At 69.6% G+C, this 20,671-nt stretch carries 24 protein-coding genes and 2 tRNA genes; 12 read left to right on the top strand and 14 right to left on the bottom strand.

Going from position 1 to position 20,671, the window contains the following annotated elements; all coding sequences use genetic code 11:
* Positions 1-16: 16 nt before the first annotated feature.
* On the bottom strand, positions 17-706 hold the full coding sequence (gene crp, locus AC1PME_RS19565) for a cAMP-activated global transcriptional regulator CRP (RefSeq protein ID WP_010341415.1): 690 nt from the start codon (positions 704-706) through the stop codon (positions 17-19).
* Positions 707-850: 144 nt separating this feature from the next.
* On the opposite strand from crp, the gene speD reads away from it, so the two are divergent.
* Both speD and AC1PME_RS19555 read left to right on the top strand, forming a co-directional pair.
* Entirely contained in the window at positions 851-1,645 is a 795-nt protein-coding gene (gene speD, locus AC1PME_RS19560) for an adenosylmethionine decarboxylase (protein ID WP_017910332.1), read from the top strand.
* A 115-nt stretch (positions 1,646-1,760) separates the two neighbouring features.
* Positions 1,761-2,078, top strand: coding sequence for a DMT family transporter (locus tag AC1PME_RS19555; RefSeq protein WP_254459470.1), 318 nt, complete (start codon positions 1,761-1,763; stop codon positions 2,076-2,078).
* A gap of 25 nt (positions 2,079-2,103) precedes the next feature.
* Here AC1PME_RS19555 and AC1PME_RS19550 read toward each other — a convergent pair whose 3' ends face one another.
* Together AC1PME_RS19550 and coq7 are read right to left on the bottom strand one after the other, a co-directional pair.
* A complete protein-coding gene (locus tag AC1PME_RS19550) occupies positions 2,104-2,568 on the bottom strand; it encodes a hypothetical protein (RefSeq protein ID WP_481096767.1) in 465 nt (154 codons plus the stop codon).
* Between the two features lie 231 nt (positions 2,569-2,799).
* Positions 2,800-3,444: a 2-polyprenyl-3-methyl-6-methoxy-1,4-benzoquinone monooxygenase gene (coq7, locus tag AC1PME_RS19545; protein ID WP_481096766.1), complete on the bottom strand. Its 645-nt coding sequence runs from the start codon at positions 3,442-3,444 to the stop codon at positions 2,800-2,802.
* A gap of 214 nt (positions 3,445-3,658) precedes the next feature.
* Here coq7 and rplM point away from each other — a divergent pair, with 214 nt between their 5' ends.
* Together rplM and rpsI are read left to right on the top strand one after the other, a co-directional pair.
* Positions 3,659-4,087 carry a 50S ribosomal protein L13 gene (rplM, locus tag AC1PME_RS19540; protein ID WP_010341420.1) on the top strand — a complete coding sequence of 143 codons (429 nt, stop codon included), beginning with the start codon at positions 3,659-3,661 and terminating at the stop codon, positions 4,085-4,087.
* 2 nt (positions 4,088-4,089) lie between these two features.
* Complete coding sequence (gene rpsI / locus AC1PME_RS19535; RefSeq protein WP_254459468.1) at positions 4,090-4,482, top strand: 30S ribosomal protein S9; 393 nt, start codon at positions 4,090-4,092, stop codon at positions 4,480-4,482.
* A 496-nt stretch (positions 4,483-4,978) separates the two neighbouring features.
* Here the strand turns inward: rpsI and AC1PME_RS19530 are convergent.
* Positions 4,979-5,053 (bottom strand) — tRNA-Gln (locus AC1PME_RS19530).
* Between the two features lie 41 nt (positions 5,054-5,094).
* Positions 5,095-5,171 (bottom strand) — tRNA-Met (locus AC1PME_RS19525).
* 120 nt (positions 5,172-5,291) lie between these two features.
* On the opposite strand from AC1PME_RS19525, the gene AC1PME_RS19520 reads away from it, so the two are divergent.
* From AC1PME_RS19520 to bfr, 3 genes are all read left to right on the top strand, one after another.
* On the top strand, positions 5,292-5,903 hold the full coding sequence (locus tag AC1PME_RS19520) for an RNA pyrophosphohydrolase (RefSeq protein ID WP_254459467.1): 612 nt from the start codon (positions 5,292-5,294) through the stop codon (positions 5,901-5,903).
* 80 nt (positions 5,904-5,983) lie between these two features.
* Positions 5,984-6,193 (top strand): (2Fe-2S)-binding protein, encoded by a 210-nt coding sequence (locus AC1PME_RS19515; protein ID WP_254461483.1) that lies wholly within the window; start codon positions 5,984-5,986, stop codon positions 6,191-6,193.
* A gap of 105 nt (positions 6,194-6,298) precedes the next feature.
* A complete protein-coding gene (gene bfr / locus AC1PME_RS19510; RefSeq protein ID WP_160946133.1) occupies positions 6,299-6,769 on the top strand; it encodes a bacterioferritin in 471 nt (156 codons plus the stop codon).
* A 674-nt stretch (positions 6,770-7,443) separates the two neighbouring features.
* On the opposite strand, the gene AC1PME_RS19505 is transcribed toward bfr, so the two are convergent.
* From AC1PME_RS19505 to AC1PME_RS19495, 3 genes are read right to left on the bottom strand one after another with little or no spacing between them, the layout of a single operon-like run.
* The gene (locus AC1PME_RS19505; RefSeq protein WP_481096765.1) at positions 7,444-10,143 is read right to left on the bottom strand and encodes a hybrid sensor histidine kinase/response regulator; all 2,700 of its coding nucleotides are present in this window, start codon (positions 10,141-10,143) and stop codon (positions 7,444-7,446) included.
* A gap of 2 nt (positions 10,144-10,145) precedes the next feature.
* Positions 10,146-12,080, bottom strand: coding sequence for an EAL domain-containing protein (locus AC1PME_RS19500; protein ID WP_307546963.1), 1,935 nt, complete (start codon positions 12,078-12,080; stop codon positions 10,146-10,148).
* Between the two features lie 36 nt (positions 12,081-12,116).
* The gene (locus AC1PME_RS19495; protein WP_254459464.1) at positions 12,117-12,740 is read right to left on the bottom strand and encodes a DUF4126 domain-containing protein; all 624 of its coding nucleotides are present in this window, start codon (positions 12,738-12,740) and stop codon (positions 12,117-12,119) included.
* Between the two features lie 193 nt (positions 12,741-12,933).
* Between AC1PME_RS19495 and AC1PME_RS19490 the strand changes: the two genes are divergently transcribed.
* Genes AC1PME_RS19490 through AC1PME_RS19470 form a run of 5 tightly spaced genes read left to right on the top strand, consistent with a single transcriptional unit; the run spans position 12,934 to position 16,473 of the window.
* Entirely contained in the window at positions 12,934-13,668 is a 735-nt protein-coding gene (locus AC1PME_RS19490) for a DUF6776 family protein (RefSeq protein WP_481096764.1), read from the top strand.
* 7 nt (positions 13,669-13,675) lie between these two features.
* Complete coding sequence (locus AC1PME_RS19485; protein WP_481096763.1) at positions 13,676-14,128, top strand: bactofilin family protein; 453 nt, start codon at positions 13,676-13,678, stop codon at positions 14,126-14,128.
* A 31-nt stretch (positions 14,129-14,159) separates the two neighbouring features.
* Positions 14,160-14,546 (top strand): iron-sulfur cluster insertion protein ErpA, encoded by a 387-nt coding sequence (erpA, locus tag AC1PME_RS19480; protein WP_160966449.1) that lies wholly within the window; start codon positions 14,160-14,162, stop codon positions 14,544-14,546.
* Positions 14,547-14,594: 48 nt separating this feature from the next.
* Positions 14,595-15,524 carry an NAD(+) diphosphatase gene (gene nudC, locus AC1PME_RS19475; RefSeq protein ID WP_481096762.1) on the top strand — a complete coding sequence of 310 codons (930 nt, stop codon included), beginning with the start codon at positions 14,595-14,597 and terminating at the stop codon, positions 15,522-15,524.
* Positions 15,525-15,576: 52 nt separating this feature from the next.
* Positions 15,577-16,473 (top strand): hypothetical protein, encoded by an 897-nt coding sequence (locus AC1PME_RS19470; protein ID WP_481096761.1) that lies wholly within the window; start codon positions 15,577-15,579, stop codon positions 16,471-16,473.
* A gap of 221 nt (positions 16,474-16,694) precedes the next feature.
* Here the strand turns inward: AC1PME_RS19470 and AC1PME_RS19465 are convergent, their stop codons facing one another.
* The 6 genes from AC1PME_RS19465 to AC1PME_RS19440 form a co-directional block, all read right to left on the bottom strand.
* The gene (locus AC1PME_RS19465) at positions 16,695-17,102 is read right to left on the bottom strand and encodes a DUF2752 domain-containing protein (RefSeq protein WP_481096760.1); all 408 of its coding nucleotides are present in this window, start codon (positions 17,100-17,102) and stop codon (positions 16,695-16,697) included.
* 5 nt (positions 17,103-17,107) lie between these two features.
* Positions 17,108-17,458 (bottom strand): CD225/dispanin family protein, encoded by a 351-nt coding sequence (locus AC1PME_RS19460; protein ID WP_254459458.1) that lies wholly within the window; start codon positions 17,456-17,458, stop codon positions 17,108-17,110.
* Positions 17,459-17,536: 78 nt separating this feature from the next.
* Positions 17,537-17,959 (bottom strand): DUF2752 domain-containing protein, encoded by a 423-nt coding sequence (locus AC1PME_RS19455; protein WP_254459457.1) that lies wholly within the window; start codon positions 17,957-17,959, stop codon positions 17,537-17,539.
* Positions 17,960-18,017: 58 nt separating this feature from the next.
* Positions 18,018-18,299 (bottom strand): CD225/dispanin family protein, encoded by a 282-nt coding sequence (locus tag AC1PME_RS19450; protein WP_481096759.1) that lies wholly within the window; start codon positions 18,297-18,299, stop codon positions 18,018-18,020.
* 49 nt (positions 18,300-18,348) lie between these two features.
* Positions 18,349-18,648, bottom strand: a complete 300-nt coding sequence (locus AC1PME_RS19445; protein ID WP_254459455.1) for a CD225/dispanin family protein — start codon at positions 18,646-18,648, stop codon at positions 18,349-18,351.
* A gap of 93 nt (positions 18,649-18,741) precedes the next feature.
* The gene (locus tag AC1PME_RS19440; RefSeq protein WP_481096758.1) at positions 18,742-20,664 is read right to left on the bottom strand and encodes an MFS transporter; all 1,923 of its coding nucleotides are present in this window, start codon (positions 20,662-20,664) and stop codon (positions 18,742-18,744) included.
* Between the last annotated feature and the right edge of the window lie 7 nt (positions 20,665-20,671).

Raw genomic sequence — 20,671 nt, 5'->3', positions numbered from 1 at the left:
TAGCGCCTCATGGCAGTCAGCGCGCGCCGTACAGCACCACGGTCTTGCCGCGGGCATGCAGGATGCCGTCGACCTGCAGCTTCTTCAGCACCCGCCCGGCCATCTCGCGCGAGCAGCCGACCAGCCGCGCCAGCTCCTGGCGCGACACGCGCAACTGCATGCCCTGCGGGTGGCTCATCGCCTCCGGCTCCTGCGCCAGGTCGTGCAGGGTGCGCACGATGCGGTCGGTGACGTCCAGGAACGCCAGGCGGCTGGCCTTGCGCGAGGTGTCCAGCAGGCGCTTGGACAGCTGCACGCCGATCGCGTACAGCACCCGCGGCGCATCGGACGAGAGCGAGCCCAGGAACAACTGGTGCAGGCGCTCGTAGCTGATCTCGGCCAGCTCGCAGGGCGTGCGGGTGCGCAGGATCACCTCGCGCTGGTCGGATTCGATGAACAGGCCCATCTCGCCGACGAACTCGCCGCTGCCGAAGTAGCCCAGCACCAACTCGCGGTCGTCATCTTCCTCGGCGATGATGCTGACCGAGCCGCTGACCACGTAGTACAGGGTGCCGGCAGGATCGCCTGGTCTGAACACGTCCGTCCGCGCCGGATAGCGGCGACGGTGGCTGTGGGCCAGGAAGCGGTCGATGGTGGCGGTGTCCAACGTCAGAGGACTTGGAGCGATGCGCACAGGTGCTGCAGTGGATGTGTTTCCGGGGCTCATGGCGGCTTCGCTACTACGTAATTCCTGAAGCTTAACGGGACGCGTTCGCGGCGGCAAACAAGAGACGGACGCCACGTTTCGCAGCGGAGCCATTTGGCTCATAATTGAGTGTCTTTCCCTACCCACTTCCAGAGGATCCACGCCGTGGTCAAGCCGTTGCCTCGCCTGAGGCTGCAAGGTTTCAACAACCTCACCAAGGCGTTGAGCTTCAACATCTACGACGTCTGCTATGCGATTTCCGAAGAGGAGCGCCAGCGCTACATCGAATACATCGACGAGCAGTACGACGCCGACCGCCTGACCCAGATCCTCACCGATGTGGCCGAGATCATCGGCGCCAACATCCTCAACATCGCGCGCCAGGACTACGATCCGCAGGGCGCCTCGGTGACGATCCTGATCTCCGAGGAGCCGGTCATCGACAAGAAGGCCGCCGGCAAGGAGATCATCTCCGACGCCGTGGTCGCGCACATGGACAAGAGCCACATCACCGTCCATACCTACCCGGAAACCCATCCGCAGCACGGTATCGCCACGTTCCGCGCCGATATCGACGTCGCCACCTGCGGGGTCATTTCGCCGCTGAAGGCCCTCAATTACCTGATCGAGAGCCTGGAATCGGACATCGTGATCATGGATTACCGCGTGCGCGGCTTCACCCGCGACGTGAAGGGCAAGAAGCACTACATCGACCACAAGATCAATTCGATCCAGAACTTCCTGGCCAAGAACGTCAAGTCGCGCTACGAGATGTTCGACGTCAACGTCTACCAGGAGAACATCTTCCACACCAAGATGCACCTGAAGGACTTCGACCTGGACCAGTACCTGTTCGAGGAGAAGGCCAAGAACCTCTCGTTCAAGGAGCGCATGCGCATCGAGGCGCTGCTCAAGCGCGAGATCGAGGAACTGTTCCACGGGCGCAACCTGTCCGAGTAAGCGTTCCGCAACGGCGGGACGGCCCGCCCGCAGCGTGCGCTGCGACCCTGCCGACGGCGGCCCGATGTGCAGACATCGGGCCGTTTTCGTTTGGATTTGTCTACGGAGAAAGACAATGCCCTGGATCTACCTGTTGCTCGCCGGCCTGTTCGAGATCGGCTTCGCCCTCGGCCTGAAATACAGCGAGGGCTTCACCCGGCCGTGGCCGACCGTGGCCACCCTGGCCGGCGCCGGCCTCAGCCTGTGGCTGCTGACCCAGGCGCTCAAGCACATCCCGCTGGGCACCGCCTATGCGATCTGGACCGGGATCGGCGCGCTGGGCACGGCGGTGCTGGGCATCGTCCTGTTCGGCGACAGCGCCTCGCCGGCGCGGCTGGCCTGCATCGGCCTGATCGTGGTCGGGGTGATTGGCCTGAAGCTGGTCGGCCACTGAGCGCGATGCGCCAGGCGCGCGCGGCTCAGGCGGCGGCGACGCGGCGCCGGGTCAGCACCCGGCCGATCAGCAGCCGGTGCGCCACCACCGCCAGCAGGGCGGCGATCGACAGCGCGATCACCGCGCGGGTGAACACGCTGCCGAGGTTGCCGGCGTGCTGCAACTGGTCCAGCCGCCCGAAGCGCGAGGGGTCGGCGTTGGCGTAGGCGATCTCGATCGTGGCCCCATCCAGCAGCAGCGGCGCGGCCTCGGCACCGCTGGCCTCGAAGGCGCCGCTGTGCAGGCGGCCCTTGCTCTCGAACACGTAGTGGAAGCGGTAGCGCACCAGCGGCTGGGTCTGCATGCCGAAGGCGCCGTCGGCGATCACCGGCACGGTCGCCACCGAGTGGTCGCGCAGGATCGCGCTGGCCTGGCGATAGTCGCCGAGCAGGTGCAGCAGCAGGGCGCCGCCGCCGAGCGCGAACAGGGTCGCGAACAGCAGGCGCGACAACCAGCGGGTGCGGGGCGACGGTGAATGGAGTGAGGATGCGGGCATGGCGATCGGCAGGCAGAGCGCACGCGGGCGTGACTCGGCGCGGGTACTTCGGAGAGCGGACGGCACCGGGGAAAGTGCCAGGGCTCGAACGGCGTGCGCGACGTAGAATCAGTCAGCGTTCGTTCACTTTAACGCGATCGGGCGCGGAATGCCAGCCGCGGCGGTCGCGGCCCGACCGGCGGGCGGCTACAGCCGATAGGCGACGGCCTTCATCAGCCGCGAGGCGGCGGCCATCACCGTGGGAATCGGCGGCGGCAGGCGCCGCGCGCCGGCCTGCTCGGCATGCTCGGCGTGGCGGGCCTCGTCGGCTTTCATTACCTTCAGCACGTCGCGGCTGCGCAGGTCCGCCGGCGGCAGGGTCTGCAGGTGCTCGTCCAGGTGCGCCTCGACCTGGCGCTCGGTCTCGACCACGAAGCCCAGGTTCCAGCCGTCGCCGCGCAGCCCGGCCAGGGTGCCGATCGCGTAGCTGCCGGCGTACCACAGCGGATTGAACAGGCTGGGGCGGCTGTCCAGCTCGCGCAGCCGTGCCGCGCACCAGGCCAGGTGGTCGGTCTCTTCCTGCGCCGCCTCCAGCAGGTGCGCACGGGTGGCCGGATCGCGCGCGACCGCGGCCTGGCCGAAGTACAGGCCCTGCGCGCAGACCTCGCCGACGTGGTTGATGCGCATCAGGCCGGCGGCATGGCGGCGTTCGTCCGGCGCCAGGACCACCTCGGCGGTGGCCGCGGCGGGATAGGGGCGCTGCGCCGGCGGATCGCCGAACACGGTCTCCAGCGCGCGCTGGGCCTCGACCAGGGCGCGATCGAGCGGGGAGTGCTGGCGGCTGGCGGTCATGGGGAAGCCCGGAAGCGGTGGGGACCTGGATTTTCGCCCCCGGCCGGCGCACTGCCAAGCGCGCCGCCTGTCCCGTGGCCGCCCGCCATGGGTGGACTTGCGCGCCGCGGCCGGGCCACGTAGAATTTCGCCTCTTGCGTTTTTGCAATTCACAACGCGTGGCAAAGTTCCGGCCGTTCGCTGCAGGAATCCGCCCGACCAACCGAGTCTTATAATGAGCACCTTCACTGCTAAGTCCGAGACCGTCCAGCGCGACTGGTATCTCGTCGACGCCGCCGGCAAAACGCTGGGCCGGCTTTCCACCGAACTGGCCCGCCGCCTGCGCGGCAAGCACAAGCCGGTCTACACCCCGCACGTCGATACCGGCGATTACCTGGTGGTGATCAACGCCGAGAAGATCGTCGTCACCGGCAACAAGCTCAAGGACAAGAAGTACCACCGCTTCACCGGCTACATCGGCAACCTGAAGACCGAGAGCCTGGAGCAGGCGCTGGAGCGCCACCCGGAGCGCGTGATCGAGATCGCGGTCAAGGGCATGCTGCCCAAGGGTCCGCTGGGCCGCGCGATGTACCGCAAGCTCAAGGTCTATTCCGGTGCGGAGCATCCGCACGCCGCTCAGCAGCCGCAGGTTCTGGATATCTAATCATGGCGATTTCGCAAAACTACGGCACTGGCCGCCGCAAGTCCTCCACTGCCCGCGTGTTCCTGCGCAAGGGCACCGGCAACATCTCCGTCAACGGCCGTCCGCTGGACGAGTTCTTCGGCCGCGAGACCGCGCGCATGATCGTGCGCCAGCCGCTGGAGCTGACCAAGAACACCGAGAGCTTCGACATCGTGGTCACCGCCACCGGCGGTGGCACTACCGGTCAGGCCGGTGCGATCCGTCTGGGCATCGCCCGTGCGCTGGTCGAGTACGACGAAACCCTGAAGACCGAGCTGCGCAAGGCCGGCTTCATGACCCGCGACGCCCGCGAAGTCGAGCGTAAGAAGGTCGGTCTGCACAAGGCCCGTCGCGCCACCCAGTTCTCCAAGCGCTGATCCATCGCGCCTGGCGTGGGTTCCCTCGGGAACCCGCTGGGACCAAGCAAAAGCCCGGCTTCGGCCGGGCTTTTGTCGTTCTGGGTTTGCGGCTTCTGCCGAAAGCATGTGCGCGCCGCCGCCGGGTTGGCGTGATGGATTTGCGCGCGGTTTCGGGCGATTACCCGTCTGGCCTTGAAGACCCGGTGTCGTCGCAAGTGATTCATGCCTGCGGAGTTCCATGTCTTCATAGCCATGCGCGCGTGTGTCCCGTCGGCACGGGTCGAGTGAGTTCGTTTTCCGTCAGCGCCCGCTTCGGCGGATCGAATTCCATCTGGTGGAATAGCCCCCTTGGAGTCCAAGGGGGCGCGCCGACAGGCGCGGGGATGTGGAGGCGGAAGGCCGGGGCCCGCACCTTGCGTAGCGAGGTGTGGGGCGCAGGCGCGTAGCGCCTGCGCGAACCCGCAGCCAAACACACAAAAAAGGCCGATCTTTCGATCGGCCTTTTTTGTGTGTTTGGCTGCCCCGGATGGATTCGAACCACCGAATGCCTGAGTCAGAGTCAGGTGCCTTACCGCTTGGCGACGGGGCAATGTGGACTGCAAGTATCGCACGCCTTGGGCGTACACACCATGGTGGCTATGGGTGGACTCGAACCACCGACCCCAGCATTATGAGTGCTGTGCTCTAACCGGCTGAGCTACATAGCCCTGGTGAACCGCCAATTCTTATGGAGAAGCGGGCGCCTGTCAACGGGTTTCTGCGCAGCTTGTGGCCTGGCCACAGCCATGGCAGAGTCGGAGCCAGTAGATTTTTCAGGAGTCCGCATCGTGATCGATCCGGACGGCTATCGACCGAACGTAGGCATCGTGCTGATGCGGCCGGATGGTCAGGTGTTCTGGGCACGCCGCGTGCGCCGGGATGGCTGGCAGTTCCCGCAAGGTGGCATGAACACCGACGAGACCCCGGTGGAGGCCATGTACCGCGAGTTGCGCGAAGAAACCGGGCTGTTGCCCGAGCATGTGGAAGTGCTCGGTGCCACCCCCGGTTGGCTGCGCTATCGCCTGCCCAGCCGCGCCATCCGCCGCAACGAGCGCCAGGTCTGCATCGGCCAGAAGCAGGTCTGGTTCCTGCTGCGGATGCAGTGCGACGAAAGCCAGCTGAACCTGGAACTGACCGAGACGCCGGAGTTCGACCACTGGCGCTGGGTCGATTTCTGGTACCCGGTGGAGCATGTCGTGCTGTTCAAGCGCGGGGTCTACGCGCGGGCGCTGCGTCACCTGGCGCCGCTGGCGCAGACCATCGCCGGCGCCGGCATCCGTGCCATGCCGGCCCTGGCCCAGGAGGCCTGGCTGCCGGGCAACACCGCCGGCCACGAGCGGCCGCGCAAGCGCCCGCGCAAGCGGGGCGGGCCCTGGGCGGCGCGGATTAATAATGATTAACAGGCGGAATTGACAACCATTCTCACTTTGGCTTGAATGGGCGCCAGGCGCAGTCCGCGCCGTCCGCCGCCAAGCCCGCCGTGTACGTCTGCATCTGCAATGGGGTCACCGATCGCCAGATCCGCGAAGCCGTCGAAGCCGGCTGCCGCAGCGTGTCCGAACTGACGATGCGCACCGGCTGCGGGGCCACCTGCGGCTCCTGCCTGGACATGGCCGGCGAGGTGCTGGAGCGCGCGCTGAGCCGCGAACTGCCGTTGCCGGTGCTGGGCGGCCTGGCCCGCGCCGCCTGAGTGCGTCCGCCGCGCTGCGGCGCGGGATGATCACGATTCGCGTTCCTTCACGCCGCGCCGCGATTCGCTAGAGTCTGCGCTTTCCGGATCTACGCGAGCGACACCATGAAGGGCGACAGCAAAGTCATCGAGTTCCTCAACAAGGTCCTCTACAACGAGCTGACCGCGATCAACCAGTACTTCCTGCACGCCAAGATGCTGAAGAACTGGGGCCTGAAGGAACTGGCCGAGCATGAGTACAAGGAATCCATCGACGAGATGAAGCACGCCGACAAGCTGGCGGACCGCATCCTGTTCCTCGAGGGGCTTCCCAACTTCCAGGCGCTGGGCAAGCTGCGCATCGGCGAGAACCCGAAGGAAATCCTCGAGTGCGACCTGGCGCTGGAGCGGGAGGGCACCGTCACCCTGCGCGACGGCATCGCCTACGCCGAGTCGATCCAGGACTACGTCAGCCGCCAGTTGCTGGCCGACATCCTGGAGTCGGAGGAAGAGCACATCGACTGGCTGGAAACCCAGCTCGACCTGATCGAGCGCATCGGCGAGCCGAACTACCTGCTGACCAAGCTCGACGACTGAACCGTCGGCGCAGGGCGCCGCGGCGCTGGCCTGTGCGGGCGCCGCGATAGGGCGTGTTCGTTGCTGCACGCCAGGCGATGCGTCGGCTCTGGCCGTGTTCGTGCAGGAGCGGCTTCAGCCGCGATGCGTCGTTGGAAGGCTCAGCCAATTCCGAAACGCGGCAAACGCCGCTCCTGCGCGACGCCATGTCGACGGCGCAGCATCGGCATGGCAAGGCGCCGCTCTATTGTGGGAGCGGCTTCAGCCGCGACGCGGTGTCGGTGAGCGGTCGCGGCTGAGGCCGCTCTTACAGCAAGCGAGGCGGGCGGAAAAAGCCTGCATTGCGCGAGTGTTGCGACGCTCTCCTGTGCGGATCAACCGCAACACTTTGCGGCTGCCTCTCGTGGTGTCATCGCTGCGCGGTCGCGATCGCGGCCGCGATCATGCGGCGTGGCAAAGGGCATGGAGGCGTACGGCGACGCCCATGCAGGCACCGCTTCACTTTTCTCGGAGGAGCGGCTTCAGCCGCGACGCGTGGCAATGAAAGGTCGCCGCGGATTCCGAAGGAAAACAAGAGTGGCTCCTGCGCGGGCAAGCGAGCGAACGGAGTCGTGCGCGTCGCGCCAGGTGAGCGCCGTCCTTGGCGGGATGGGCCGCGAACGCATGGGCGTGGCGCCATCGAATCCCAGAACGCCTCAGGGCGCGCTGTGTTCGGCGGCATCGCGCACGCTGGCGCGGTAGCCGTTCAGCGCCAGGCGCGCGCGCGCGAACTCGGCGATCACCAGGGCCACCGCGACCACGGGGTGGTCCAGGGTGCCGCTGCGCACGCCCGACTCGATGCGCAAGGCCGCCGTCGACAACGCCAGCGCGCCGAGGTTGGCGGCCGAAGACTTCAGGGTGTGCGCGGCCTCGCGTATCTCGTCGGTCTGCGCCGTGGCCGCGGCCTGCTCCAGGCGCTGGAGCAACAGCGGCGCATCGGCCAGAAACAACTCGACGATCTGGATCACGCTGGCCGCGCCGATGACCTCGCGCAGTTCGTCCAGCACCGCGATGTCCAACACCGGCGCCGGCACTGTCGATGAAGGCTCCAGATCGTCTGCCTCTGGCGAGGCGAGCGCCGTGGTCGACGTCGCGGTGGCGCCGGGCGATGCGACGCTCTGCTCCAGAGCGGGCGCTGCGGGTGGGGCTTGGCGTGCGTCGTGATCGGGCGATGGCATCGAGGCGGTCGAAGGTGTGGGGGCGCTGGACGACGCGGCGGCTGCGGTGTCGTCCGGAGTGTGCAGGTCGGCGTAGTGGGTGGCCTGCGGTTCGACGTGCGCCGCGTGGGCGAACGCGTCCACCGTCGGTCCGTGTGCGATGGCCGTCGCCGCGTCCGCCGCCGGATGCGCGAACGCCGCGGGTGCGACCGCCGCGCTGGCCGGCAGGGCCGCCGGCTGCGGCGGCAGCCAGCGTTGCAGGCAGGCATCTAGCCGCGCGCGGTCGATCGGCTTGGACAGGTAATCGTCCATGCCGGCATCGAGGCAGCGCTGGCGGTCGCCGGCCATCGCGTTGGCGGTCATCGCCACGATCGGCAGGCGCGGGCGTGCCGCCTCGGCCTCGTGCTGGCGCCACTGCCGGGTGGCGGCGTAGCCGTCCAGCACCGGCATCTGGCAATCCATCAGCACCAGGTCGTACGGCTGTTGCTGCAGCTGCGCCAGCGCCGCGGCGCCGTCCTCGGCGCTGTCGGCGTGGTGGCCGAGCGATTCCAGCAACCGCCGCGCCACCATCAGGTTGACCGGATTGTCCTCGACCAGCAGCAGCCGATAGCCGCTGCGCGGCGGTGGGACGTCGGCCACGGCGGTCGCCGCGTCCGCGGTGCGGATCGGCGCAGGGGGAGCCAACGCGTCCAGTGCGAAGGCGTCGTGGTAGATCTCTTCGGCGTTGTCGATGCCGTCGCCAACGGCGTCGCTGGCCAGGCTCGGCGTCGCCGGCGCCAAGGCCAGCATGCTGCGCAGGTCGATGTCGGCGGCCTGCCGCGGCAGCAGCGCGCCATGCGCGCGGATTTCCTCGGGAATGTCCGCTTCGCCGTACAGCCAGATCAGCCGCGTGGTCTGCGGCGCCGGCAGCCGCGCCACCGCACGCTGCAGGGCGCGCGCGCTCTGGCGCAGGCCGTCCAGGTCGCCGATCACCAGGTCGTAGGTCGGGTGCACGCTGCTGCCGTGGCTGCTGCCGCGCAGCCGTTCCAGCGCCTCCTGGGTCGAATCGACCTTGCTCACCTGCACGCCCCAGTTCGGCAGCAGCACGCCCAGGCGCCGCTGCAGGCGCGGGTCGGCGCCGACCAGCAGCGCATGCAGCTGCGGCAGGCCGCCCGGGGTCTGCCGCAGGTCGCCGATCACCTTCAGCAGCGGGATCTCGAACCAGAACGTGGCGCCCTGGCCCTGCCGCGACGCGAGGCCGATGCGGCCGCCCATCAGTTCGACGATGCGCTTGCAGATGGTCAGGCCCAGCCCGGTGCCGCCGTACAGGCGGGTGGTGGAAGCGTCGGCTTGCGTGAACGCCTGGAACAGGTGTTCCTGGCGCTCGGCGCTGATGCCGATGCCGGTATCGCGCACTTCGAAGCGCAGCAGGTGCTGCGCCGGGGTCTCGCCGAGCCGGCGCACGCTCAGGTCGATGCCGCCGCGCGCGGTGAACTTGACCGCGTTGCCGAGCAGGTTGCTCAGTACCTGGCGCAGGCGCACCGGATCGCCGCGCACCGGCAGGCGTACCGCCGGGTCCAGCTGCAGCGCCATGCGCAGGCCCTTGGCCTCGGCCGCGCGCTGCATCAGCTCCAGCACGCCGTCGAGCAGTTCGCGCAGGTTGAAGGTGGTGATCTCCAGCTCCAGCCGGTTCGCTTCCAGCTTGGAGTAGTCGAGGATGTCGTCGACGATGCGCAGCAACTGCAGCGAGGACGTGCTGGCCGCGCGCAGCATCTCGCGCTGGTCCAGGCCGAGCGGGCCGCGCCCGATCAGCTCCAGCATCGGAATGATGCCGTTGAGCGGGGTGCGGATCTCGTGGCTCATCGTCGCCAGGAACTCGCCCTTTGCCAGTACCGCGGCCTCGGCGGCCTGCTTGGCCTGCAGCAACTCCTGTTCCAGCCGTTCGCGCGCGTGCACGTCGTGCTGCAGCGCGTTGCGTTCGGACTCGGCCAGCGCCGCGCGCGCCAGCGCCGCATCCAGGCGTTCGATCTGCTGCCGCGCGCGGCAGCCGGCGAGGGTGGCCAGCGCGGCGGCAGCGGCCATGCACAGCGGCGCCAGCCAGTTCCACGGCGGCGGCAAGAGCAGCGCCAGCGGCGGCAGCGCCAGCAGGGTGCCGGCGACGGCGAGTGCCGCGGCGAACGCCGCCGGCCGCGGAACGGGCCGGCGTCGACGGACGGACATGGCTAGAGCACCGCGTTCTGGAAGTCGAAGTTCAGCTGGTCGCCGACCGACTGCACCAGGTTGCCCTGGATGAAGTCGACCCCGCCCATCCACATCGCGGCCGCCGCCTGCGCCTGTTCGATCTGCTGGCCGATGATCAGCAGGCCGGCGCGGTGCGCCAGATCGATGGTGGCGCGCAACTGGTCGCGCAGATCGGGATCGGCATGCGCGCCGGCGAAGCGCGCCGACAGGCGCAGATAGCCCAGCGGCAGATGCGCGAGCAGCGCTTCGGCCTCGGCGCCCGGTTCGAACTGGCTGATGCAGAACTGCACGCCCAGCGGCATCAGCCGCGCGCAGAACTGCTGCAGCGTGGCGGTATGGACCAAGGCATCGTCCAGGCGCAGGTCGATCACCAGCGAGGTGCCGGTGACGCCGCGGCGGCCGATGGTGTCGATCAGCCATTCGGCGAAGGCGGTGCGCGCCAGCGTGCGCGAGGACTGCGAGACGAACAGGCGCAGCGGCGGGGTGGCGTGCTGGTACAGATGCAGCAGGCCCAGCGCGTGGTCCAGCACCTGCTGGTCGAGGTCGGCGATGCGTCCGATGGCCTCGGCGGCCGGCAGCACCTGGCCGGCCGAGAGCAGGCTGCCGTCGCGCTGGCGCAGGCGCAGCAGCACCTGGTACTGGGCGATGTCGCCACCGGCGACGGCGACGATCGGCTGGTAGGCCGGTTCCAGTTGCCCTTCCAGCATCGCGATGCGCTGCAGGTCCTCCTCCACGCGCGGCGGCACGTAGGCGGCGATGCCCTGCGGCTGCAGCCGCGCCTGCAGCGCGGTGCGTTCGACCGCTTCCAGGGCGCTGCCGGCATCCTCGAAGCCATGGCCGAAGTCGGCATAGCCGATCGCGCAGCGCAGGTGCAGCGCCTCGTCCTCGCGCAGCGGGAAGGCGTGGCCGGACAGGGTGTCGCGCAGGCCCTGCGCGCGTTGCCGCTGCGCGTCGGCATCGCTGTCCTCGGCCAGCAGCAGGAAGCTGTTGTCGTTGAGCCGCGCCAGCGGCTGCGACGCGGTGATGCCGGCCAGGCGGCGCCCGGCCTGCGCCATCAGCCGCTCGAACGCGGCGTAGCCGTAGCGTTCGCGCAGGCCGAGCGCGCTGGCGATCTCGATGAAGTACAGGCTGCCGGGGCGGCGCGTGCGCAGCGCCGTGTCCAGCAGCTGCAGCAGATGGGCGCGGGTCGGCAGGCCGGTCTCGGGATTGTTCAGCGGCACCGCCTCGGCGTGGCCCTGCTGCGCCTGCTGGCGGGCGCGGCGGATGCGGTTGGAGACCGCGGCGATCAGGTGCCGCGGCCGGATCGGCTTGGTCAGGAAATCGTCGGCGCCGCTGTCGAGCACTTCGTATTCCAGTTCCGGATCCGCGTCGCCGGACAGGAACACGATCGGCAGCAACTGGTGCTGCGGCTGCTGGCGGATCAGCGTGGTCAGGCGCATGCCGTCCAGTCCCGGCATGTGCAGGTCCATCAGGATCAGGTCCGGCCGGTAGTCGACGATGGCCTGCTGCACGCCTTCGGCCTGCATCTGCACCAGCGCATGCATGCCGGCGCCATGCAGCACGCTCTGCGCGAACAGCGCCTGCGCACGATCGTCCTCGACGATCAGCACGCGGTAGGGCGCGGCCGCGGCCTGCGCGGCAGGATCGGAGCCGGCGTCGGCGACCACGAAGGCGGCCGCGCTGGCGTCGGCCGGGCCGTCGTCGTGGTCGGTGCTGGCCAGCGGCGTGGCGGCTGCCGTGGATTCGGCGGGCACGGGATCGGCCGCGCGGTCATCGGAGCCGACCTCGGCGGGCACCGCGCGCTCCGCGTCGCCGACCCAGCGGCGCCAGTAGTGCGGCGGCGGGGTCTCGGCGCGGACATGGCGCGCGCGCGGGTCCTCGCGATGGGAAAGCGGAGCGGCGTCGTTGGCGGGCATCGCGTCTGGTTCCTGGTGCGCGTCCAAATTATGCGATCAAGTTCGCGAAGGCTGCGTGCCTTGCGCCGCGGCGGTCGGAGCCGGCGCCAGCAGGCGGCGCATGCCGCGCCACAGCAGGCGCCAGGTCCACCACACCAGCAGCGCGCCGAGCACGCTCGCCGCCAGCACCACGGCCAGCGCCAGCCATGGGTGCGCCAGGGCCAGGGCCAGCGCGGCGATCACCACCGAATCCTCGGCCAGCGAGGCGATCCAGTTGCTGGCCGGTTCCGGCGAGGTGTTGAGCAGGGCGCGGGTGCCGGCCTTGAGCACATGGCTGGTCAGCGCCACGCCGGCGCCGGTGGCCAGCGCGCCGGCGCCGAGCTGGCCGTCGGGCGAGAGCGTGGCCGCGGCCAGGAAGGCGCCGGCCGGAATCCGGGTCAGGGTCTGCAGCAGGTCCCAGACCGAGTCCACGCCGGGGATCTTGTCGGCGAAGAACTCCGCCAGCGCCAGCGCGCCGGAGGTGCCGAGTACCCACCACGACTGCGTGGCCTGCAGCGCCGGCGGTAGGTCCAGCCAGCCGAGCAGGCCGGCCAGGCCGACACCGAACACGGTCAGGTAGACGCGGATGCCGGCCAGCCAGGCCAGCAGGATGCCGATTACGAAGAGATGGGCGTCGGTCATGGCAGGCGCTCCTGCAACTGCACGGATGCCGGTCACTATCGGCCAAGCCCGCCACGAAGGCCAGCCCGCGGCGTGGGACGTGGGATGCCGTGCAGTCCGGCACCGCTCAGGAGGGTGGCTTACACTAGGGCGTTCCAGCAAGCCGACCCGCGAGGATCGACGCCGGCGCCGCCTCGGTGGCGCGGTGGCACGCATGAACCGACCCGTTCCCCGTTTCCAGATCGTGCCCAATGGCGCCGCGCCCCGCCGTGGCCGCGGGCTGTGGCTGCTGCTCGCCGGGCTGTGGCTGTTGTCGCTGGCGCTGACCTGGTGGCTGGCCAGCCGCCAGGCCGCGCCGCGGCTCAGTGCGGTCAGCGCGCAGCTGCGCGAGGCCGAACGCAACCTGCAGGCGCAGCAGCGCCAGATCGAGACGCTCAACCAGCGCCAGGCCACCCTGGCCCGCTCCGACCAGATCAGCCGCGCCGCCAACAACGAGGTGCAGAGTTCGCTGGCCGAGCGCGACGAGGAGATCGCCGGGCTGCGGGCCGACGTGGCGTTCTACGAGCGCCTGGTCGGCGCCACCAGCCAGCGCAAGGGCTTGAGCGTGCATTCGGTGGAGTTCTCCGCCGAGGCCGGCGGCACCTGGCGCTACAACGTGGTGCTGACCCAGAACCTCAACCGCGGGGCGATCAGCCAGGGCCAGCTGCGCCTGACCGTGGAGGGCGTGCGCGGCGGCAAGCTGACCAGCGTCGGCTGGGACGAACTGCACCAGAAGACCGGTGTGCCCGGGCAGGACTACTCGTTCCGCTACTTCCAGCAACTGGACGGCAGCGTGATCCTGCCCAAGGGCTTCACGCCGCAACGGGTGCGGGTGGTATTGAGCGGCGGCGGGACGCCGGTCAGCCAGACCTTCGATTGGACATTGGCCGGTAACGGCAAAGGGGAATAATCAGCCTATGTTTGGGAACAAGAACAGCCGCAGCAGCGGCCAGACCGTGGTCGACACGCTGATCGGCGCGCAGGTGGTGATCCGTGGCGACCTGGTGTTCAGCGGCGGGCTCTACGTGGAAGGGCGCATTCTCGGCAAGGTCGTGGCCGAGGACGGCGCGCCGGCCACGCTGACCCTGTCCGAGCACGGCAGCATTGAGGGCGAGGTGCGCGCGCCGGTGGTGATCATCAACGGCCAGCTGATCGGCGACGTGCACGCCGCCGAGCGGGTGGAACTGGCGCCGAAGGCGCGGGTGCAGGGCAACGTGCACTACCAGGTGGTGGAGATGAACGCCGGCGCGCAGCTGACCGGGCGCCTGATCCACGCCGGCAGCCTCGCCGCGCTGGCGCCGCCGGAAGCGCACCGCGAGCAGGCCGCCGGCGACGCCGAGCCGCCGCGCGCGCTCGCCGCCGAGGCTTGATTCGGCCGCCCGCCGTCCCCATGCTGCTGGCATGAGCACTCTCGTTTCCCTGCCCGGCGCCGCGCCCACGCCCGACTACCAGTCGCTGGAGCGGCCGCTGAACTTCACCGCGGCCGCCGCGGCCAAGGTGCGCGAGCTGATCCGCGAGGAAGGCAACGACGCGCTGGCGCTGCGCGTCTACATCCAGGGCGGCGGCTGTTCCGGCTTCCAGTACGGCTTCGAATTCGACGAGAACCGCGCCGAGGACGACCTGGCGGTGCAGACCGACCAGGTCACCCTGCTGGTCGACCCGCTCAGCCTGCAGTACCTGATGGGTGCGGAAGTGGACTACAGCGAGGGCCTGCACGGGGCGCAGTTCGTGATCCGCAATCCCAACGCCAAGACCACCTGCGGGTGCGGCAGCAGCTTCAGCGTGTAGACACGCTGCGGCTTGCGGGACGCACGGTTTGCCTGCACCCTGCGGCGCATGTCCGATCCGACGCCCGACTCCTTCGCCTTCGCCGGTCCCGCGATCGACCGTGCCGATGCCGTGCGCACCGATCCGGCCGCGCTGCGCCGGGCCTGGGAACAGGCCCAGGTGCTGGTGCTGGACGCCGACGGCCATGCGCATGCCGACGCCGACGGACGCCCGCTGATCGCCAGCGGCGCCGCGCTGGGCGCGCTGGCGGAGCGGGCGGTCTTCCTTGGCCTGGATCACGGCCAGGCCTGGTTCGCGCTGGCCGCCGACGCGCTGCCGCAGGCGCCGGCGCCGCCGCAGCGCATCGACCTGCGCCGCGCCGCCGCCGAGTGGCCGGCATTGGAGGCGAGCCTGTTCGCCTACGCTCGCGCGATGCTGCACTGGCAGTCGCGTACCCGCTTCTGCGGCGTGTGCGGCGGCACCATCGCGCTGCAGCGCGGCGGTTTCCTCGGCGTCTGCACGCAATGCGCCAGCGAGCACTATCCGCGGGTGGATCCGGCGGTGATCGTCGCGGTCAGCGACGGCCGGCGCCTGCTGCTGGGGCGCCAGGCGAGCTGGCCGGCGCGGCGCTACTCGGTGATCGCCGGCTTCGTCGAGCCGGGCGAATCGCTGGAACAGACGGTGGCGCGCGAGGTGGCCGAAGAAACCCAGGTGCGGGTGCGGCCCGGCAGCTGCCGCTACTACGGCGCGCAGCCGTGGCCGTTTCCCGGCGCGCTGATGCTCGGCTTCCGCGCGCAGGCGGAGGCGGACATCCCGCAGGTGGACGGCGAGCTGGAAGACGCGCGCTGGTTCGAGCGCGAGGAGGTCGGCGCCGCGCTGGCACGGCTGGCTGCGCACGGCGACAGCGCCGACGACGGCCATGGCCTGCGCCTGCCGCCGCGCATTTCCATCGCCCGCGCCCTGATCGAGGACTGGTACCGGCACGGCGCGCCGGCCTGACCGCGCCGGCGCATCGCGCGCATCCGTTTCAGAACGGTCCCGGAGGACCTGCATGTTCACGACCCTCGTCGCTGTGATCGTCGCCCTGGTGTTGGGCCATGTCGCGCCCGGCATGGTGGCCTCGTTGCGCCGCTTCGACGCCTTCGGCGACTGGCTGAGCTGGCTGGACACGCACGCCGGCGAGGGCAGCGTCTGGCGTGGCCGTTACGGCATCGCGCTGGCGCTGTTGCCGCCGCTGCTGCTGGTCGGCCTGCTGCAGTGGCTGCTGGCGGCGCCGCACCTGGGCCTGCTGGCCCTGCTGTTCGGGATCGCGGTGCTGGCCTTCAGTTGGGGGCCGCGCGACCTGGATGCCGACGTGGAGGCGATCATCGATGCCGACGATGCCGCGGCGCGGCAGCTGGCGGTGGCGCAGCTGCAGGCCGACGGCGGGCCGCTGCGCGCCGATCCGGCCGGGCTGGTCGAGGCGGTGGCGGTCAGCGCGCTGCGGCGCTGGTTCGCGGTGCTGTTCTGGTTCCTGCTGCTGGGCCCGTTCGGTGCGCTGGGCTACCGGCTGCTGGCGCTGGCCGCGGTCGGTCCGTATGCGTCGCGGCTGCCGCCGGCGACCGCCGCCGGCGCGCGCCTGCTGCTGGCGGCGATGGAATGGCCGGTCGCGCACCTGATGACCTTCTCGCTGGCCCTGGTCGGCAATTTCGAGGCGGTGTTCGGCGCCTGGCGCGCCGCCGGCGGCACGCGTTGGCAGCTGGATACCGGCTTCCTCGGGCCGGTGGCCTGCGCCAGCGTGCGCGGCGAACTCGATGCCGAAGCGCACGACTACAGCGACGCGGGCATGGTGGTGCCGGCGCTGCGGCGCCTGCCCGAACTGCGCGATGCGATGAGCCAGGTCTGGCGGGTGCTGCTGCTGTGGCTGGTGCTGCTGGCGCTGCTGGTGATCGCCGGTTGGGTCAGCTGAGGCCGCTCTCGAGATCGGGGCACCTCTAGTAACCTGCTTCTTCCATGCACGACATCGCCGCGTAGGAGCGGCTGCAGCCGCGACGGGCTTGCCCGGGGACGTCCGTCGCGGCTGCAGCCGCTGCTACAGGACGCATCCCGCAGTGATTAGAGGCGCCCATCAGCCATGTGGGAAGGCGCGAGCCTGCTACCTGACACGACGAGGCGGATGCGGCAGGCCGGCTAGTGCGGCGCCAGCAGGGTGAACGGGAACCACGGCAGGTTGCGCGCGATCCAGTAGCCCGGCAGCGCGACCAGCCAGAAGTTCGGCCGCGAGACCACGTTGATCACCGGTGCGAACCAGGCCGCGCGCCAGCCGGCCTTCCAGGCGACCAGGCCCGGCAGCAGCGCCAGGCCGAGCATCGCGCCGGGATTCATCGCGAAGGCGCCGACCGGGTCCAGGTGCACCAGCGCATGCAGGGCGCGGGTCATGCCGCAGCCCGGGCAGTAATAGCCGGTGAGCGCATGGAACATGCACGGCGCGAACGGGTTGTCCGCGGCATTGGGATCGAAACGGTACAACAGCGTGGCGCCGCCGGCCGCGAGTACGGCGGCGGCGCCCAGGCACGCCCGCTGCTGCCAGGCGCGCATGCCGATCAGCTCGCGTGCTGGATCTGCTGCATGTAGTCCATGTAGCTCTGCATGCCGCCGGTGGCGAACATGACCACGTTGATCAGCAGGCCGATGATGGCCAGCACGGTGGTCACCCAGCACCAGGTCTTGGCGGTGTTGGAGGCGCGGCGCGCGCCCTCCAAGTCGCCCTGGTTGAGCAGGCCGTTGACCTTGCTGGAGAACACGATGGCGACGATGCCGGTGATCAGCGCCGGGCAGCACAGGCAGAAGCCGAGCACCGTGGAGATGATCGCCCAGGCCAGATGGTTGGGGATCGGGCCGGGCACGCCGGAGGCGGGGGCGGGCGGAGGCGTGACGGGGGTGACGGTGCTCATGGTGGATCTCCTGGAGGGTGGCGCGCGACAGTCGGTGAGTCTAGACGAGTCGTTGCCGCGTGCGGGTGCGGCAGGCGATCAGTGCGGCGCGAGCAGGGTGAAGGGAAACCAGGGCAGGTTGCGCAGCAGCGCATAGCCGAGCAGCACCCACAGCCACAGCCGCGGGTCGGCGAGGATCTTCAGCAGCGGCGCCAGCGGGCGCAGGCGCAGGCCGGCGGCGTTGAGCGCCATGATCGCCAGCAGCGGCAGCGCCACCACCAGCAGGGGATTGCTCGCCCAGGCGTGGGCCAGGTCCAGATGCACCAGCGCGTGCAGGCAGCGGGTACTGCCGCAGCCGGGGCAGTACAGGCCGGTGAGGGCGCGGAACGGGCACCCCGGCAGCGGATTGCCGGGGACGTTGGGATCGACCCGGCGCAGCACCACGGTGGCCACCACCGCGCCGCCGCTCAGTGCGGCCAGCGGCAGCCAGCGGGGCAGGGACTGCAGGCGCGGCAGGGACATGGCAGGCAGGCGATCGCGTGTGACCGGCCGCCGTCGCAGGCGACGGCGGCCGTGGTCCTCAGGACACGGACGACTGCTGCATCATGCCCAGGCCGCCCAGGGCGAAGAGGAAGATCACGTACAGCACCATCAGCACCACGGCCGTGATCGCCGAGTAGATCGCCCACTTCTTGGCCTTGTCCGCCGAGTCGCGCGCGCCGGCCACGTCGCCCGCAGCGAGCTTGGTGTTGACCTGCGAGGCGTAGACGATGGACACGATGCCCAGCGGCAGACAGCAGAACAGCGTGGCCAGGATCGCCCAGACGAGGTTGCTGGACACTTGCGGTGCGGTGGTATTCATCCGTGTTGCTCCGTGGTTGGGTGGTGAAACGGGAAAGGCGCCAGGCTAGCTAGTGGCTGGTCAGGCTGCCGAGGAAGGCCAGGCCGCCGAACAGCAAAAACCACAGCGCCATCAGGACCGGCAGCGCGAACGCCGACCACATTGCCCACAGGCCGGCCTTGCGCGAGGCTTCGCGCGCACCGGCGATGTCGCCGGCGGCGCGGCGGCCATCCACCTGCGAGGCGTAGACGATGGAGACGATGCCCAGCGGCAGGCAGCAGAACAGCGTGGACAGGATCGCCCACACCAGGTTGTTGGGCACATAGACGCCCGTCGCGTTGGGCGCTGGTGGTGGTGCGACGTGATTCACTGCGCGCGGTCCTTCGTGATGGACGCCACCGCTTGTGGCGTCTCCCCTCAGGCTAATTTACCCCAAGTGCGCGCCCGCGGCACCTGCACGCACTCAGGCGGCATCGCCGCGCAGCCGCCGCACCTGCGCTTCCAGGGTCTCGGCGCTGGCCTGGGCGCCGGCCACCGGCGTATCGGCGATCACCTCGATGAGGGCGCGAAAGCGCCGCGGCAGGCGCATGCGCCGCAGCCGCGAGTCGCGCTTGCTCCACATGCTGGTCCACATGTTGCGCAGCGCCATCGGCACCACCGGCACCGCGCGCCGCGCCAGGATCTTCTCCACGCCGGACTTGAACGCGGCGATCTCGCCGTCCTTGGTCAGCGCGCCCTCGGGGAAGATGCACACCAGCTCGCCCTCGGCCAGCGCCGCGTCGATGGCGTCGAACGCGCGCTGCATCAGCTCGGGATCCTCGCGCGCGCCGGCGATCGGGATCGCCTTGGCGGTGCGGAAGATCCAGCGCATCACCGGAATGTTGAAGATGCGGTAGTACATGACGAAGCGCACCGGCCGCGGGATCGCCGCGGCCAGCACCAGCGCGTCCATGTAGCTGACGTGGTTGCATACGATCAGCGCCGCGCCCTCCTCGGGCACATGGCGTTCGATCCCGTGCAGGCGCAGCCGGTACAGGGTGCGCACCATCACCCAGCTGAGGAAGCGCATCAGGAATTCGGGGACGATGCTGAAGATCCAGATCGCCACCAGCGCATTGGCGATGGCCAGCGCCAGGAATACCTGCGGGATGCTCAGCCCGGGCATCGGGATGCGCAGACCGAACAGGTGCAGCTGCTGCATCTGCAGGGCGATGCCGATCATCGCCGCCAGCACGATGAACAGCGAGTTCTGGATGTTGAGCCCGGCGATGACGCGCGACAGTTCCGCCTTCGGCGTGCGGCTCTGGATCAGCGCGAACAGCGGCACCACGAACAGGCCGGTGCACAGGCCGATGCCGACCAGGTCGAGCATGATCCGCCAGCTGCCGGGCTGGCCCACGAACTGGCCGATGTCCAGGCCGGTGTGCGGCGCGGCGCCGGGGCGGGCGAAGTACAGGTCGAGCATGAAGGCGCTGATGCCGAACGCGCCCAGCGGCACCAGGCCGATTTCCACGGTGCGTCCGGACAGCTTCTCGCACAGCAGCGAGCCGGTGCCGGTGCCGATCGAGAACAGCGCCAGGGCGAAGATGTACAGGTCCTGCGCGCCACCCAGGTTGAGTTCGGCGTAGGTCGGCAACTGCGCGGTAAGCACGGTGCCGACGAACCAGAACCAGGACACGCCGAGCACCGCGTTGCGCACCGCCAGCTGGCGCCGGGTCAGGCGCATGATCGCCAGCGATTCGGGCAGCGGGTTCCAGTTGATCTTCAGCTCGGGCGCGCCGGCATCGACCTTGGGAATGCAGCGCGCCACCAGGTTGCCGGTGACCGCCAGCGCCACCACCGCGGTGGCCGCGGCCACCGGTCCGTGGCTGCCGGCGATCTGGAAGATCAGCCCGCCCAGGATCATGCCGCACAGGATCGAGATCGAAGTGCCCATCTCGACCAGGCCGTTGCCGCCGGTCAGTTCCTCCGGCTTGAGCACCGATGGCAGGATCGAATACTTCACCGGCCCGAACAGGGTCGACTGCAGGCCGGTGCAGAACAGCGCCACCAGCAGCACCGCCATGTTCTCGGTCAGGAAGCCGACCGCGGCCAGCGACATGATCGCGATCTCCATCGTGGTGGTGATGACCACCAGCCGCGATTTCTCCAGCTTCTCGGCGATCTGCCCGGCCAGCGAGGAGAACAGGAAGTACGGCAGGATGAACAGCGCCGGCGCCAGGTTGGTGTACAGCGTGCGCTGTTCGGGGGTGACGCCGAGATAGAACAGCAGGCCGATGATCGCCTGCCGGTACACGTTGTCGTTGAACGCGCCCAACGCCTGGACCACGAAGAACGGCAGAAAGCGGCGTTGCCGCAGCAGGGCGAACTGGCTGTGGGCGGACATGCAGGCT

The sequence above is a fragment of the Xanthomonas sp. NCPPB 901 genome (genome assembly GCF_056725085.1).
The sequence above is the reverse complement of the archived record's forward strand: the minus strand, read 5'-3'. Positions and strand labels throughout refer to the sequence as shown.